The organism is Sphingobium sp. B2D3A, from assembly GCF_025961795.1.
In the GTDB taxonomy this organism is placed as follows: Bacteria; Pseudomonadota; Alphaproteobacteria; order Sphingomonadales; family Sphingomonadaceae; genus Sphingobium.
The window spans coordinates 77,714-92,979 of sequence record NZ_JAOQOI010000001.1 but is presented as its reverse complement, the minus strand read 5'-3'; the positions used below and the strand labels follow the sequence as shown (position 1 = coordinate 92,979).

17 protein-coding genes are annotated in these 15,266 nt (G+C 66.7%); 9 read left to right on the top strand and 8 right to left on the bottom strand.

What is annotated here, in order from left to right; translation table 11 throughout:
- Positions 1 to 38 precede the first annotated feature (38 nt).
- The 4 genes from M2337_RS00465 to M2337_RS00450 all read right to left on the bottom strand — a co-directional run bounded on the left by M2337_RS00465 (position 39) and on the right by M2337_RS00450 (position 3,059).
- Positions 39 to 518 carry a cytidine deaminase gene (locus tag M2337_RS00465; RefSeq protein WP_264571244.1) on the bottom strand — a complete coding sequence of 160 codons (480 nt, stop codon included), beginning with the start codon at positions 516 to 518 and terminating at the stop codon, positions 39 to 41.
- A complete protein-coding gene (locus M2337_RS00460; protein WP_264571243.1) occupies positions 515 to 1,252 on the bottom strand; it encodes a GH25 family lysozyme in 738 nt (245 codons plus the stop codon). The genes M2337_RS00465 and M2337_RS00460 overlap by 4 nt, the downstream gene beginning before the upstream one ends.
- 17 nt (positions 1,253 to 1,269) lie before the next feature.
- A complete protein-coding gene (locus tag M2337_RS00455; RefSeq protein ID WP_264571242.1) occupies positions 1,270 to 1,752 on the bottom strand; it encodes a UPF0262 family protein in 483 nt (160 codons plus the stop codon).
- Between the two features lie 86 nt (positions 1,753 to 1,838).
- Positions 1,839 to 3,059, bottom strand: coding sequence for an MFS transporter (locus tag M2337_RS00450; protein WP_264571241.1), 1,221 nt, complete (start codon positions 3,057 to 3,059; stop codon positions 1,839 to 1,841).
- A gap of 189 nt (positions 3,060 to 3,248) precedes the next feature.
- Between M2337_RS00450 and M2337_RS00445 the strand changes: the two genes are divergently transcribed.
- The 7 genes from M2337_RS00445 (at position 3,249) to M2337_RS00415 (ending at position 8,662) form a co-directional block, all read left to right on the top strand.
- Positions 3,249 to 3,986 carry a sulfite exporter TauE/SafE family protein gene (locus M2337_RS00445; RefSeq protein ID WP_264571240.1) on the top strand — a complete coding sequence of 246 codons (738 nt, stop codon included), beginning with the start codon at positions 3,249 to 3,251 and terminating at the stop codon, positions 3,984 to 3,986.
- Positions 3,977 to 4,783 carry a ferritin-like domain-containing protein gene (locus tag M2337_RS00440; protein ID WP_264571239.1) on the top strand — a complete coding sequence of 269 codons (807 nt, stop codon included), beginning with the start codon at positions 3,977 to 3,979 and terminating at the stop codon, positions 4,781 to 4,783. Before M2337_RS00445 ends, M2337_RS00440 begins: the two co-directional genes overlap by 10 nt.
- Before the next feature lie 92 nt (positions 4,784 to 4,875).
- The gene (locus M2337_RS00435; RefSeq protein WP_181560560.1) at positions 4,876 to 5,565 is read left to right on the top strand and encodes a M23 family metallopeptidase; all 690 of its coding nucleotides are present in this window, start codon (positions 4,876 to 4,878) and stop codon (positions 5,563 to 5,565) included.
- A 122-nt stretch (positions 5,566 to 5,687) separates the two neighbouring features.
- Positions 5,688 to 6,011 (top strand): iron-sulfur cluster insertion protein ErpA, encoded by a 324-nt coding sequence (gene erpA / locus M2337_RS00430; RefSeq protein ID WP_181560559.1) that lies wholly within the window; start codon positions 5,688 to 5,690, stop codon positions 6,009 to 6,011.
- Between the two features lie 98 nt (positions 6,012 to 6,109).
- A complete protein-coding gene (gene xth, locus M2337_RS00425; RefSeq protein ID WP_264571238.1) occupies positions 6,110 to 6,883 on the top strand; it encodes an exodeoxyribonuclease III in 774 nt (257 codons plus the stop codon).
- Positions 6,884 to 6,935: 52 nt separating this feature from the next.
- Complete coding sequence (locus M2337_RS00420) at positions 6,936 to 7,922, top strand: zinc-binding alcohol dehydrogenase family protein (protein ID WP_264571237.1); 987 nt, start codon at positions 6,936 to 6,938, stop codon at positions 7,920 to 7,922.
- A gap of 80 nt (positions 7,923 to 8,002) precedes the next feature.
- Positions 8,003 to 8,662, top strand: a complete 660-nt coding sequence (locus M2337_RS00415; RefSeq protein WP_264571236.1) for a class I SAM-dependent methyltransferase — start codon at positions 8,003 to 8,005, stop codon at positions 8,660 to 8,662.
- Here M2337_RS00415 and M2337_RS00410 read toward each other — a convergent pair.
- The 4 genes from M2337_RS00410 to M2337_RS00395 form a co-directional block, all read right to left on the bottom strand.
- Positions 8,625 to 9,578, bottom strand: coding sequence for a DMT family transporter (locus M2337_RS00410; protein ID WP_264571235.1), 954 nt, complete (start codon positions 9,576 to 9,578; stop codon positions 8,625 to 8,627). The two genes, M2337_RS00415 and M2337_RS00410, sit on opposite strands and share 38 nt — an antisense overlap.
- Positions 9,575 to 10,504, bottom strand: a complete 930-nt coding sequence (gene rarD, locus M2337_RS00405) for an EamA family transporter RarD (RefSeq protein WP_264571234.1) — start codon at positions 10,502 to 10,504, stop codon at positions 9,575 to 9,577. The genes M2337_RS00410 and rarD overlap by 4 nt, the downstream gene beginning before the upstream one ends.
- A gap of 14 nt (positions 10,505 to 10,518) precedes the next feature.
- A complete protein-coding gene (locus tag M2337_RS00400; protein ID WP_413716210.1) occupies positions 10,519 to 10,746 on the bottom strand; it encodes a hypothetical protein in 228 nt (75 codons plus the stop codon).
- 132 nt (positions 10,747 to 10,878) lie between these two features.
- Complete coding sequence (locus M2337_RS00395; protein WP_264571233.1) at positions 10,879 to 11,307, bottom strand: GFA family protein; 429 nt, start codon at positions 11,305 to 11,307, stop codon at positions 10,879 to 10,881.
- A 169-nt stretch (positions 11,308 to 11,476) separates the two neighbouring features.
- Between M2337_RS00395 and M2337_RS00390 the strand changes: the two genes are divergently transcribed.
- Positions 11,477 to 11,836: a c-type cytochrome gene (locus M2337_RS00390; protein ID WP_264571232.1), complete on the top strand. Its 360-nt coding sequence runs from the start codon at positions 11,477 to 11,479 to the stop codon at positions 11,834 to 11,836.
- Between the two features lie 150 nt (positions 11,837 to 11,986).
- Positions 11,987 to 15,196, top strand: a complete 3,210-nt coding sequence (locus M2337_RS00385) for an autotransporter domain-containing protein (RefSeq protein ID WP_264571231.1) — start codon at positions 11,987 to 11,989, stop codon at positions 15,194 to 15,196.
- Positions 15,197 to 15,266 lie beyond the last annotated feature (70 nt).

Sequence of the window (15,266 nt, the reverse complement as noted above, 5' to 3'; positions counted from 1 at the left end):
CGCCGCGCCGAATGCCAGAGGCGATGATATGGTGAGGATCAGCCCGGACCGATGCCGAGATTGGCCGGGCCGAAGGCGTGCGGCAGCAGCGCGTCGAGCGTAAGGCGCAGCACGGCGCCGCCATCTGGCGTGGCGCACAGGATCGTCAGCGGGCGCCCGCCCATATCCTGCGCCTCCTTGATGATCTGCCGGCAGCGACCGCAGGGCGTGATGATGCCGCCATCCCCGCCGTCCATCGCGGCGCCCGTCACCGCGATGGCCGCGATATCCCGTAGCTGCCCCTGCGCATTGGCGGCAGCGATGGCCACGGTCTCGGCGCAGAGCGACAGGCCGTAGCTCGCATTCTCGAAATTGGCGCCGGTGAGGATCGTCCCGTCGGTCAGCCGCAAGGCCGCGCCGACCGCAAAGCGGCTATAGGGCGCATGGGCCTGCGCCATTGCGCCGCGGGCGGCGTCGATCAGCGTGCGCTCGTCCGGGGTCGGCGCTGTCAGGTCTTGTCGGGTCGCTTCATCGCTCATTGCCGCACCGCATTCCATTCGATCGGCCCCTCGACGCCGTTGATCCGCTTCCAGGTGGAGGCGGTCCACATCGTCCAGGGACGCGTGGTGTAATCGGGCACGAAGAAGTCGCCGTCCACCCACAAGGTGCGGTTGATGCCACCGGCCACGTCATAGGCCGCCTCGAATTCGCGGCTGGTGCGGATCACGGCGGGCTTGGCGGAGTGGGTTTCGATCTGGTTGAGAAAGGTGTTCAGCTCGGCGAGCAGCGTATCGCGGTTGGGCCGCGCCGTGCAGGGCAGGTCGAAGCCCATTTCCACCACCGGCGGCAGCATCTGTGGGTCGCGCGGGACGGTGGCGATGAACCGCGTGGCCTGCGCCGAGGCGCTGCTGCACAGATCATAGCGATGGATCGCGCCGTGGCGCATGTCGTTGGCGACCGCGCCGGCGAGATAATCATTAAAGGCGCTGTCCCGCCCGCGCGCGCCATCGGTGGCCCGTAGATAAACGAAGTCGGCACCTGCCGCGCGGGCCATCCGCCAGTTGATCGTACCGCTCTGCGCGCTCAGCGTGATGCCTTGCACGGGGAAATATCTGGCCGAGGGCGTCCAGCTGCGGGCGAGCATGAACAGGCCCGCTACCAGTCCGCCGCCGATCACCAGCAGCAGCATGAAGAGGCGCAGCGGCGTCACCTTGATCCGCCGGCGCCGGGCGCCCGGAGCGCTGCTCATGCGCTTGGCCTTTGTGGTGCTCATGTTGTTCGTCAGTCCTGTTATGCGCGGATATGCAGCACGCAGATCAGCGTGAACAGCCGCCGCGCGGTATCGAAATCCACGTCGATCTTCCCCTCCAGCCGCCCGCGCAGCAATTCGGCGGCATCGTTGTGGACAGCGCGCCGGGCCATGTCGACGGTCTCGATCTGGCTCGGCGTCGCCTGGCGGATCGCCTGATAATAGCTCTCCGTAATCGCGAAATAGTCCCGGATCGCGCGCCGCAGGCTGGCGAGGCCGAGGATGATCGCTTCCAGCGCGCTGTCGTCCGTGCGCCGCAGTTCGATCACCAGCCGCCCGTCCGCCACGCGGAGAAACACCCGGTAAGGGCCGGCATAGCCGTCCTCATGCTGGCGCACCGGTGCGAAATGATTGCCCTCCAGCAGGTCGAAGATCGCGATCCGTCGCTCCTGCTCCACATCCGCGCTGCGCCACAATATCGTCTTCTCGTCGAGCACGATGTCGATGATGCGGGGATCGGCCATGGTCCCTTGCTTCCCTAGGCGCGTGGGCCAGCGGCGGCAAGAGCGTGGGGGCAGGAGGGCGGGGGAGGCCCCGGGGAAGCAGCGCCTCAGGCGGGCTTAGCGCCCTCGTGCCGGGGCATCGGCCAGATCAGGCCGATGAGCGGCAGAACCAGCATCGCCAGGCCCGAGAACAGCAGGGCGCTGGCAACCCCATGGGCCTGCGCCACATGGCCCCAGAGCCAGCTCCCCAGCGCGATCCCGCCGAAGGTCAGGCTGCTCACCATGGCGGTAATGCGCCCGATAAGCGGGGCGGGCGACCACATTTGGCCGGCAACGGCAAAGCCGGAGAGCGCCTGCACCCAGCCGGCGCCGCCCATCACCAGCAGCACAAGCGTGGGGACCAGCCCGATGCCGAGCGCAACGCACACGCACACCGCGCCATAGAGGAGCCCCGCGCCGCGGATGATCGCCTCGCTGGAGAAGCGCTGGCGGAACCATGTGCTGCTCGCCGCGCCGATCACCGCGCCTAGGCCGAGTGCGCCGAGGAGCAGGCCGAAGGTCATCGATCCCCGGCCGAGCATCTGTGTTGCGACCAGTGGCATCAGCGCCCAGGCGGCGCTGCCGGCGAGCGTGAAGCTGATGGCGCGGACCAGCACGGTGCGGATCGCCGGGGAGCCGTGCGCGAAGCGGAAGCCCTCGCCGATCACCGTCAGCAGCGGGCGCCTTGTGGCTGGTGCCGGTGGCGCGGTGTGCCAGCGCAGCAGGATGACGATAACCATCAGATAGGAGAGGGCATTGACGACGAAGGCGGCCTTCGCGCCGCCCAGCGCGACGATGCCGCCGCCGATGGCCGGGCCAAGGCTGCGGGCGATGTTGAAGGCCAGAATGTTGAGCGCGACGCCCGCGGCCAGTTCGCTGCGCGGCACGATGCTGCCGATGGAGGAGGCGAGCGCCGGGTTGAAGCAGGCCACGCCGCACGCGAGCAGGGCGGTGAGGCCGATGAGCAGCCCCGGCGGTGTCGTCCCGACAAAGGCGAGCGCCGCCAGCAGGATGGAAAGCGAGACCATGCCGGTCTGCGCGCCAAGCATCACCAGCCGCTTGTCGAACATGTCCGCCCAGGCGCCGGCCGGCAGGGCCAGCAGCATGATCGGCAGATTGGTCGCGCTCTGGACGAGGGCGATGACGTCGGCCGGCTGACCCGTGATCGTGAGTTGCCAGGCGGCGCCCACGGACTGGATGGCATTGCCGAAGTGCGAGAACAGGCTGCCGAGCAGGATCAGCAGGAAGGTCCGGTGGCGCAAGGGAGAGAAGGTGCCCCCGCTGCTCATGGCCGTTGGTCCCTCATCTGCTGCGCGCTCATCATGCCTGGCCCCTCCGTGCTGTCGCGATCATTGATCCGTCACACGGTTTCGCCCTAGGCGCGTCGTTCTCGCCCGGCAAGACTGATGCGGCGGCGCGTTGGTGATGGGCAAGCAGGCGGGTGACGGGCCGACCAAAAGCGGCTAACCGCGCCGACAATGACGGGCGTCCTGATCATAATCGCGGCCTTCGCCACCGCGTTTCTTTCCGGCATCTTCGGCATGGCGGGGGGATTGCTGCTGATGGGCATCCTCGCCTTCCTGCTGCCGGTGTCGGCGGCGTTCGTTACGCATGGCATCCTCCAGCTTGTCGCCAATGGCTGGCGCGCGGTGGTGCATCGCGAACATGTCGTCTGGCCGATCATGCGCACTTATGCCCTGGGCGTCTTTGCTGCAGGTGCGGTGGTCGCGATGGTCGGCTTCTCGCCCTCGCGGCCCTTGCTGTTCCTGCTGCTCGGGCTGGTGCCGCTGGTCGTCTGGCTGCCCCGCCGGTGGATCGCCCTCGATGCATCCCGGCCCTCCCATGCCTTCCTTGCCGGGTTCACTGTGTCTGGTCTCAACCTGACGGCGGGCGTTGCCGGCCCGATGATGGACGTGTTCTTCGTCCGCACCCCGCTCACTCGCCACCAGATCGTTTCGACCAAGGCGGCGGGACAGGTTTTCAGTCATATCGCGAAGATCGGCGTGTTCGGAACGCCGATGCTGCTTGCGGGGCGGAGCGCCATGCCGCCCTGGTGGGTGTTCGCCATCGCCGTGCCGCTGTCCATGGTCGGCACGATGCTTGGCGGGCGACTGCTGGACCGGATCAGTGACGGCCACTTCCGGCGCTATACGGCGTGGATCGTCACCGCGATTGGCATGCTCTACATCGGGAAGGCTCTGATGGAATGGCTCTGACTGAACCCGCTACTCTGGGCGAGGCCTGCGTCGCCGTATTGCAATGCAGCAATCCGCGCGAGAAGGTGATGGCGGCACGCAAGGCGGCACGGGACTGGCGCCTCGGGCGCCTCGCGCACCGGTTCGATACGCCCCCGCCAGACCGACCCGGCCGGCCCGAGCGCCCTGAGCTTCTGCCGCCCAACCGCATGCCCAAGCGCGGCAAGGGTGGCTCGGAGCGCGCCCGCATCGCGATGATTCACGCGCTGGCGCATATCGAATTCGTCGCCATCGACCTGGCCTTCGATCTCATCGCACGCTTTGGCGCGGACTTCCCGCCCGACTTTGCCGACGACTGGCTGCGTGTCGGTGCCGACGAGGCGATGCATTTCGCCCTGCTTGCGCGCCGGCTGGAGGAACTGGGCAGCGCCTATGGCGATCTGCCCGCCCATGACGGTCTGTGGGAGGCCGCGATCGAAACCGCGCATGACGTCGCTGCTCGCCTCGCCATCGTGCCGATGGTGCTGGAAGCGCGGGCGCTGGACATCACGCCGGAAACCATCGTGCGTTTCAGGCATTTCAACGATGAGCGGACCGCGCGGATGCTGACCCGAATCGTTGACGACGAAGTTCGTCATGTCGGCGCAGGGACGAAATGGTTTTTGTGGTCGATGAATCGATCCGGCGCAAACCCGCAGGAAAGCTACCAAATGTTGGTTCGGCGCCACTTTCGCGGTGCCGTTAAGCCGCCGTTCAACGACTCAGCGCGGAGTCAGGCCGGTTTGACGCGCGATTTCTACCTGCCTCTTGCGCCTTAACCCGTTCTTCGCTCGAAAAGCCCCAGCCGGTTCACATGAGCCGGAAACACAAAAACATTGAGGGGTCGGTCACGGCCCATCACGGGGTCCAAATGATCGATTCGAGCGCTATGACCTTCGCCAAAGAGGGTGTCCTCAAAGCTGCCGCGAAGGTTCTGGCGATTGCCGGTCTGATGGTTGCCTCTCCTGCCCTGGCCGATGCCGGCCACGACGCCCAGTTTGCCTCGCTCTTCTCGGCGATGGTCCAGATGGAGCAGTCCACCGAGCAGAGCACGGACAGCAAGGCCTCCATCCCGTCGCGCCAGCCGGTCGACGATGTGCGTCTCACCTCCTCCTTCGGTACCCGCAGCGATCCGTTTAACGGCCGCGCTCGCATGCATCAGGGCATCGACATTCCCGGCCCGATCGGCACGCCGATCTATGCGACGGCCGATGGCGTCGTGCGCCGCTCGCAGTGGGTGAACGGCTATGGCAATCTCGTCGAGATCAACCATGGCAACGGCCTCGAGACCCGCTACGGCCACATGTCCAAGCTGATCGCCCAGCCCAATGAGCGCGTCCGTCGCGGCCAGCTCATCGGCCTGATGGGCTCCACCGGTCGCTCGACCGGCAGCCACCTTCACTATGAAGTCCGCATCGCCGGCAGCGCCGTGAACCCGATGCCCTATCTGGAAGGCACCAATTACGAGCTGGCTCTGGCCGAGGCCAAGGAGCACAGCGATCGTCAGGTCGCCATGGGTGGCCCGGAAGCCAACCGCCCCACCGACAACCGCGATCGTTGATCGCCGCTCGCCCGCTCGGGTGAGCAGGCTGTCCTGAGTTTCCTTCTCTATCGTCAAGCGCGACGCGGCTCCCTTGCGGGCCGCCGCTTGCCGTTGTGGCGCGCGCGCCCTATCTAGCAGCCATGGATATCAGCCTCTCTCCCACCGCCGCCGCACGGGTCGCCTGGATCGCCGAGCGCCAGAGCAAGCCGGCTATTCTCCGCCTCGCGGTGGAAGGCGGGGGGTGCTCCGGCTTCCAGTATCGCTTCGGCTTGGCCGATGCGCCCGAGGCGGACGATGTGATGGTCGAGACGGACGGCGTGAAGCTGGTCGTCGATTCCATGAGCCTCGATCTGGTGCGGGGCTGCGTGGTCGATTTTGTGGACAATCTCGGCGGCGCCGCCTTCAAGGTGGAAAATCCCAATGCCACCGCCGGCTGCGGCTGCGGAACCAGCTTCTCGGTCTGACTTTCTGAGCGTTTGCGCCGGGACGCGCTTGTCGAAGCGCCCCGCTTCTCCCTAAGACGGACCCTCACTGGCAGGTGCCGGCAAAAGGGCTTTAGTTCATGCGGATCGCGACCTTCAATATCAACGGCATCAAGGCGCGGCTGCCGCGTCTGGTCGAGTGGCTGACGGAAACCCAGCCGGACGTCGCCTGCCTGCAGGAAATCAAGACGCAGGATGAAGGCTTCCCGATCAAGGATATCGAGGATGCCGGCTATGGCGCCATCTGGCACGGCCAGAAGGGCTTTAACGGCGTCGCGATCCTGGCGAAGGGCGCCACCCCGCAGGAAGTGACGCGCGGGCTCGAGGGAGAGCCGGAAGACGAGCACAGCCGCTACATCGAGGCGGACGTGAACGGGGTGCGCATCGCTTCCATCTATCTGCCCAACGGCAATCCGGTGCCCGGCCCCAAGTTCGAGTACAAGCTGCGTTGGATGGCGCGGCTGCGCGCCCGTGCGGCGCAGATCTGGGCGGAGGAAGTGCCCGCCGTGCTGGCCGGCGATTATAATGTCATCCCGTTCGATCGCGATGTCTGGTCGCCACCCGCCATGGCCAGCGATGCACTGATGCAGCCGGAGAGCCGCGCCGCCTACAAGACCCTGCTCAACGACGGCTGGACCGATGCGCTGGCCGCGCGCCATCCGCTCGGCGGCGTGTGGACTTTCTGGGATTATCAAGCCGGCGCCTGGCAACGCGATGCGGGCTTCCGCATCGACCATCTGCTGCTCTCGCCCACTGCTGCCGACCGGCTGGCCGATGCGCAGGTGGACAAGGCCTATCGCGGGCGGGAGAAAGCCAGCGATCACGCCCCGGTCTGGGTCCGCCTGAAGGACTGACGGCGCCCTTTCCAACCAGATGCCCAATTCAGGAGCCAGGAGTCGACCCGCGATGAAGGCCTTTGCTTATGACGCCGCCCACCCGCTGACGGACTTTGCGCTCACCCTGCGCGACCTGCCCGATCCGGTGCCCGGCCCACAGGATCTGCTGGTCCGGGTCGTGGCGTTCGCGCTCAATCCGGTCGATACCAAGATCCGCCAGCGCCGCGGCGGCACGGCGAATGCGCCGGTCGTGCTCGGTTGGGATGCTGCCGGCATCGTCGAGGCCGTTGGCGCGCAGGTGCAGGGCTTTGCGGTTGGTGATGCCGTCTATTATGCCGGCGATCTCAACCGGCCGGGCAGCTATGCCCGCCTGCAAGCGGTCGATCACCGCCTTGTCGCGCACAAGCCCGCGAGCCTCGATTTCGCCGATGCCGCCGCCCTCCCGCTGACCGCGCTTACCGCCTATGAGGCGATGCTGGAGCGCGGCATCGTCTATGATGCGGACAGCCGCGTGCTGATCATCGGCGGGGCAGGGGGTGTCGGTTCGATGGCGATCCAGCTGCTCAAGGCGCTGACCCCGGCCACCGTCATCGCCACCGCGTCCCGGCCGGAGACGGTCGCCTTCGCGCAGCTTATGGGCGCCGATCATGTCATCGGCCGCGACGTGCAGCCCGAACTGGCGGCGCTGGGCCTGCATGATCTCCATGCCATCTTCAGCACCACGCATACCGACGCCTATCTGCCGGTCATTCCCGCGCTGTTGCGCCCCTTTGGTCATCTCATGGTCATCGACGATCCCGCCGCGCTGGACATCCTGCCGTTCAAGCAGAAGGCGCTCTCGGTCCACTGGGAGTTCATGTTCGCCAAGTCGATCAACGGCTTTCGCATGGCCGAGCAGCAGGCGGTTTTGCGGCAGGTGGCGGCGCTGGTCGATGCGGGCACGCTGGTTTCCACCCGCACCCGAACGCTCACAGCCAGTGTCGACACGCTGCGCGAGGCGCACGCCGCGCTGGAGGCGGGTGCGCTGATCGGCAAGACCGTCATGCGCTGGGATTGAGCCATTTTACGTCGGTTTGATGCCTCTTTTCGTCGCCCGGTCTGTTATAGAGGGTGAGCTTGAACAGGGAGCATGGATCGATGGATGACAGGTCGAAGCCTTGGCTGACCGGTGAAGCCCCCGCACGGGGCGGCAAGCGTCATGCCCCCGCCACGGTGCGCAACCGCGATGCCATCGCCCAATTGCTCGCGCAGACCCTGCCGGCCACCGGGCTCGTGCTGGAGATCGCCAGCGGCTCGGGCGAACATGCCGTGCATTTCGCGCGCTGCTTCCCTGCCTTGCGCTGGCTGCCGAGCGACCCTGACCCGGTCGCGCGCGCCTCGATCACCGCCTGGGCGGATGAGGTGGCGCTGCCCAATCTCGCCCCGCCGCTGCAGATCGACGCCGCCGACCCCGAGGCCTGGCCGATCGGCGAGGCGGACGCGATCCTGTGCATCAACATGGTGCATATCTCGCCTTGGGCTGCGACGCTCGGCCTGCTCCACGGCGCGGCGATGCTGTTGCCGGAAGGCGCGCCGCTTTTTCTTTACGGCCCCTATTTCCGCTGCGAGGTGGAGACGGCCCCAAGCAATCTCGCTTTCGATGAGTCGCTGCGCGCGCGCGACTCCGCCTGGGGCCTGCGCTGGGTGCATGATGTCGAGGCGGCAGCGGCGTCCGAGGGCTTCGAGCTGAAGCGCGTTGTCGAGATGCCGGCCAATAATCTCAGCCTGATCTTCCGGCGCGGTCCTCATCCGGGCTGACGGTGAGCGCCCGGCGGCGCACATGCTCGCGCCAGGCGATGTAGAGGCCGCTCGCCGCGATCAGGCCCGCCCCGACCCACGTTGAAGGCTCCGGCCAGTAGGACCAGAGCAGCCAGCCGGCCAGCGTGGCCCAGATCATCTGGCTGTAATCCATGGGGATGACGATGGAGACCGGCCCGTAGCGCAGGGCCGAGGTCATAAACAATTGCGCCGCCCCGCCGGTCAGCCCAAGGCCGACGAACAGCAGCCATGCGACGGGATCGTGGCTTTGCCCGTACCAGATCAGCATCAGCCCAAGCGGTGGCAGCGAGAGCAGGGTGAACCAGAAGACGATGATCGGGGCCGATTCGCGCTTGCCGAGATCGCGCAATACGATGGCAACGAGCGCCGTCACCATCGCCCCACCGAGCGCCACGAACACGCCGGCAGAGGCGAAATTGGCGGAGTCCGGATGGGTCATGATGACCACGCCGACAAAGCCGAGCAGCACCGCGCTCCAGCGGTGGATACCGGTCTGTTCGCGCAGCAGAAGGGCGGAAAGGATGGTGGCGAAGATCGGCATGGTAAAGCCGATGGAGGTCGCCTCCGCCAGCGGCAGCAATGCGACCGCGCCGAAGTTGAGCAACATGCCGATCATGCCGAGGCTGGTGCGGGTGATATGGGTGCGCATCGGCGCCTTGGGCAGCAGGGCCGTGCCCATCAGTGCGACCGCCCAGATCGCCGCGACGGGGAAGGCGAATAACTGCCGGTAGAACACGACTTCGGCCAGATTGGCGCCGCGCTCGATCAGCAGCTTGCCGATGGCGTAGGTCGCGCCGATCATCATCATCGCCAGCAGCCGCAGCATGATCGCGAACAGGGGCCGGTCGCGGCGTGCGGGCGCGGAGGGGGCCGCGGCAGCGGCGGCGCTGCTCATGCCAGCGTGCGCCGCCGCGCGCGAGCGCCGCTCAGACTATCCCACACGAACAGCGCGAGGGCGAGCCAGATGAGCAGGAAGCTGCCCCAGCGCCCGGCGGACATCGGTTCGCCGAACAGGAACACCCCGCACAGGAACTGCAGCGAGGGAGCGATATACTGCATCAGCCCAAGGGTCACGAGCGGCAGGGCGCGCGCGGAAATAGCGAACAGGATCAGCGGCACGGAGGTGAGCGCCCCGGTGCCGATCAGGCCGAGCGTCACCCAGCGATCCTCACCGAAGGCCAGGGTGCCCTGCGCGGCATAAAAGCTCACCAGCGCGAGGGCCGGGGCGCACAGCACCAGCGTCTCCACCGCCAAACCCGAGGTCGAGGGCACCGGCGTCAGCTTGCGGACCAAGCCATAAAAGGCAAAGCTGATCGCCAGCGCGAGGCTGATCCAGAGCGTCTGCCACTCGCCGATGGCGAGCAATGCCACGCCCACCGCCGCGATGCCGATGGCGACAGCCTGCCGGCGGCGCAGCACTTCCTTGAGCACCAGCGTGCCAAGCAGCACATTGACCAGCGGGTTGAGGAAATAGCCAAGGCTCGCCGCCACGACATGGTCGGTATCCACCGCCCAGATATAGACGAGCCAGTTGATGCCGATGAGCACCGCGCTCAGCGCCAGCGCGGCGAGAATGCGCGGCTGGCTGAAGATCGCGACGAAGGCGCGATATTGCCGCATCGCCGCCAGCACGATGGCGAGAAAGGCGACGGACCAGATCACCCGATGCGCCACGATCTCGAAAGGAGAGACATGGCCGAGCAGCTTGAAATAAAGCGGCATCAGGCCCCAGATCGCATAGGCGCCGACGCCGGCGAGCAGACCCGCGCGCCGTTGGGCCGCCTGTTCGGCATCCGCGATGTCGGTGGGTTGGCTGCTCATATTGCCGCTCTCGTTCAGAAAATTCCGCCGCCGGCCCACAGGCGCAACATGCCGAAGGCGGCGACGGCGAGGCAGAAATTGCGCGCGCCAGTGCCCGCCGCGAACTGGCCGATCAGCGCCCCGAACAGGGCCATCGGCACAATCACCCAATTGGCCCAGCCAAGGCCGGGGATGATCGCGGGAATGGCAAGAATCAGCGCGACCGCGCCGATCAGAATGGAGAGCAGCGAAAGCATCGCCATCCCATGGGCCTGACTGGGGATATTGGCAAGTGCAGGGGGCACCAGAGACTTGAGGTCTTTGCAGCCTCAGCCGAGGAAGCGCGAATTTGGATTGATCTTAAAGAATATTCCAAATAGGTTTTAGATCAGCGGTTAGTCCGTGCCCTGAATCAGCGGCCTCACCCAATCCAGCGCCGTCTCCGCGAAGAAATGGCGCCCCGGCACCACCCAGCTCGTATCGTCCAGCGTGCCCGGCTTGAGCGTCTGCATGCCTTCATGTCGATGGCGACGATGGACCAGCCGCGACCCACAATCAGCGCAGAACAGGCAGTCGAGCCGATGGCCCGAGTCGGTGTCGCGCGTCCAGATCGCCGGCGTCCCCTGCGTGAACACCAGGCTCTCGATAGCCACACCCATGGAGAGCCCAAAGGCGCTGCCGCTCTGCTTGCGGCACAGGCTGCAGTGGCAGGCCCAGATGCCCAGCGGCGGCGCGTTCAGTTCATAGCGCACCGCGCCGCACTGGCACCCACCGCTCTGGGGAAAGCGCACGTCGGAAAAGCGCGTTGTGTCTGCCTGGCCCATGGCTCTGCTCCTCTCGTCTTGCCGCGCGCGTCAGCCGCCGTTCAGCCGCCCCGGTTCAGGCGCCGGAACGAAGACCTTGAGCGTCAGGCGCGGTTCTGGACTTTTTTGCCGATCCTGACTTAGGGCGCAGATGATTAGAATGGCAATGATTCGGACGGAGGGATTTTCTGTGACACGCGCAAACGCCGCCAAGATGTGGAGCATATCAGCGATTGCCGCCCTGCTCGCCGCAGCACCGCTCGCCCTGATTCCGGCGCAGGCAGCCGATGCGCCCGCCGGCGATCCTGCCCATGGCAAGCAGGTGTTCGAGAGCACCGTGTGCGGTGCCTGTCACACGCTGGCCGCAGCCGATGCCAGCGGCCCCATCGGCCCCTCGCTGGATGGCAATGCCAATCTCACCCATGCGCTGATCGTCGAGCGCGTCACGAAAGGCGCCGGCGCCATGCCGGGCTATGAGGGCCAGCTGAGCGAGAAGGACATCAACGACGTCGCCACTTATGTGATGAGCGTGGCGGCAAAACCGCAATAAGCTGCGGGATCGGCGGGCCTCAGTCCGCCGGTCGCCGCATCACGCGGCGCAGAATATCGGTCGGAGCCAAGGCTGTATGCCCTCGGCTCCGTCCTGCTGGTCAAGGGGGGAGGGAACACTCCCCGGTACTGAACGACCAGCGGAGTATTCATGCGTCATTTCCTGCTTGCCTCCACCTGCGCCTTCGCTCTTGCCAGTGCGGCGTCAGCGGAAACCTCGATCACGACCAGGCGGACCACCGCAATCGCGACGGCCACCGCAAACAATGGCGCGGCCGACGATATCAAGATCGCCTCGGCGGGATCGATCGAACTGACCGGCGCAGGTAGCGTTGCGGTCACGGTCAACAGTGCCAACAAGATCACCAGTGAAGGCACGATTCAGATCAGCAATGCGGACAATGCCGCGGGCATCGTCGCCAATGCCGGCACGTCGGGCGGCATCGTCCACAGCGGCAAGATCATCATTGATGAGAGCTACACGCCCACCGATGGCGATAATGACGGCGATCTCGACGGGCCGTTCGCGGTCGGCACCGGGCGCCACGGCATCCGCACTTTGGGCGCCTATTCCGGCGCCATCACGGTGGCGCGCGGTGCCACGATCCAGGTCGAGGGCAATGATTCCTTCGGCATCCGGCTGGGCGGTCCGCTCACTGGCGCCTTCTCGCACGATGGCACGACCAGCGTGCTGGGCGATCGTGCGATCGGCGTGCAGGCCGGAGACATCAGCGGCAATGTCCGCCTTGCTGGCACCGTTGGCGCACAGGGCGTCAATGCGGTCGGCGCTGCGTTTCTGGGCAATGTCGGTGGTACGCTGACCATTCAGGGCGCGATCAGCGCCACCGGCTATCGCTATACCACGCCGCCGTCGGACCCCTCCAAGCTGGATGCGGACGACCTGCTGCAGGGCGGTTCGGCCGTCATCGTGGAAGGCAATGTCGCGGGCGGCATCATCCTTGCCGTACCCCCCAAAGACAGCAGCACCACCGATGATGACGAAGACAAGGACGGCATCAAGGACAGCGAGGAAGGCTCCGCCGTCGTGCGCTCTTATGGCGCGGCACCGGCGATGCGGATCGGCGCGGCCGGGCGGGATATCGCCATCGGTGCGGTGCCGGCGACGGGCAGCGGCTACGGCCTGATCATCGACGGCACCGTGTCCGGCAGCGGCCTCTACACCGGCGTGCAGGGCAATGGCCTGCTCGTCGGCGGCCAGGGTGGCGCCGTGACCATCGCCGGGGGCATCGGCATCAGTGGCAGCGTCGAGGCCTCCGCCCGCGATGCCTCGGCGACGGCCCTGCGCCTCGGCGCCGGGGCGTCGACGCCGCTGCTGCACGTTACCGGCAAGGTCGAGGCGACCGGCACCAGCAAGGATGGCGCGACGGCGACCGCCGTACGCGTCGATGCCGGCGCCAGCCTGCCGACCCTGCGCAATGCCGGCACGATCAAGGCGACGACCGGCGAGGCCGGCAGCGCGGTCGCCATCGTCGACGCCTCGGGCGGCCTGACGCTGATCGAGAATAGCGGCGCCATCTCGGCGACCGGCGCCAAGGCGGATTCGGGGCGCAACATCGCTATCGATCTCACCGCCAACAGCAGCGGCGTGACCGTCAAGCAGACCGAGGTGGCCGCCAGCGCCACCGCGCCCAGCATTGTGGGCGATGTCCGGTTCGGCAGCGGCAATGACGTGTTCGACATTGCGGACGGGACGGTCACCGGCAACACCAGCTTCGGGGCCGGAGCCGACACGCTCCGGCTGCGCGGCGATGCGGTCTACACGGGCAATGTCGCCTTCGGCACCGGCACGAGCACGATGAGCCTTGCCGGCACGTCGCGCTTCAAGGGCACGACCGATTTCGGCGGCACCGCGAGCACGCTCTCGATTGGCGGTACCGCCGTCTATTCCGGCACCTTTGCCAATGCCGGCCAACTGGCGCTCAGCCTTGCGGGCGGTGCACTCGATCTCACGGGCCCGGCGCAGATCGGCAGCCTGGCCGTGACCGACAAGGGCGCGCTCGGCATCACGCTGGGGGCGGCCGGCAACAGCACGGCCTATCTCTCGGTCGCCGGCACCGCGAGCTTCGCGGCGGACTCGCGGCTGGTGCTGCGGGTCAGCGATATCGAGAATGCAGTGGGCAATCATCTGGTGCTGACCGCCGGCACGCTCACAGGCGCCGGCAACCTCAATGCCGAAACCGCGCTAGTGCCCTATCTCTACAAGGCGACGCTCAGCAGCAGCGCCAACACGCTCAGCGTGACCCTCGGCCGCAAGACCACTGCGGACCTAGGCCTCAACCGCTCGGAGGCTGCGGCATTCGATGCGATCTATGCCGCCCTCTCCAAGGACGAACGGGTGGAAACCGCCTTCCTCGGCATCACCGATGGCGAAGACTTCCGCACCAGCCTGCGCCAGCTTCTGCCGGATCATGCCGGCGGCACCTTCCAGGTCGTCACCCAAGGATCGCGCACCTTCGGGCGGATGCTGGATGACCCCACCGGCCCGTTCAAGGATGAAGGCAAATGGGGCTACTGGATCAACCAGCTCGTCTGGGGCGTCGAAAAGGGGCGCGGCGACACGGCGGCGTATGAGACCTCCGGCTGGGGTTTCGGCGGCGGCGCCGAAATCAAGACCGGCTTTGGCAGCTTCGGTACATCGGTGGCCTATCTGTGGGGTCGCAATCGCGATGGCGACACGGCCAATCAGGTGACCGCCAACCAGATCGAGGTCGCCGGCTACTGGCGCCTGAAGACCGGGCGCTTGCGGGCGACGGCGCGAGGGTCGGTCGGCTTCGTCGACCTGGAAGGCAAGCGCAGCTTCGACGGGCTGAAGGATGGCGCCACCACCACGCTGACCGCCAATAGCGATCGCAATGCCCGACTCTATTCGGCCATGGGCACGCTCTCCTACGACTGGGTGTCGCAGGGCGGAATCTCCTTCCGCCCGGTCGTGTCGCTCGATTATTTCCGGCTAAAGGAGAATGGCTACACCGAGACGGGCGGCGGCGATGCCATGAACCTCATCGTGCGCTCGCGGACCAGCGACGAGCTGGCGGTCACCGGCACCGCAGTGCTGGGCATCGACATGGGCGGCCAGGATGAGTGGTCCGGCTGGTCCCGGCTGGAGGTAGAGGCCGGTCGTCGCGAGATCGTGAGCGGCAATCTCGGTACCACGGTGGCGCAGTTCATGGGTGGCGAGGCGTTCACGCTGTTGCCCGATGATCGGGAAAGTGGTTGGGTCGGGCGCCTGCGCGGCGTCGCCGGCAACAGCGGCTTCCAGATCGGCGGTGAACTCGGCGCGGAGCAGTATCAGGGCAATTGGGCTCTGTCGCTGCGCGCCAGTCTTCGCATCGGCCTCTAAACGGTTCTTGAGGCCGATGTGCGGGCAAGAGGGAGCGTGGAACCGTGCCCACCACCCCCCCACTCCCTCT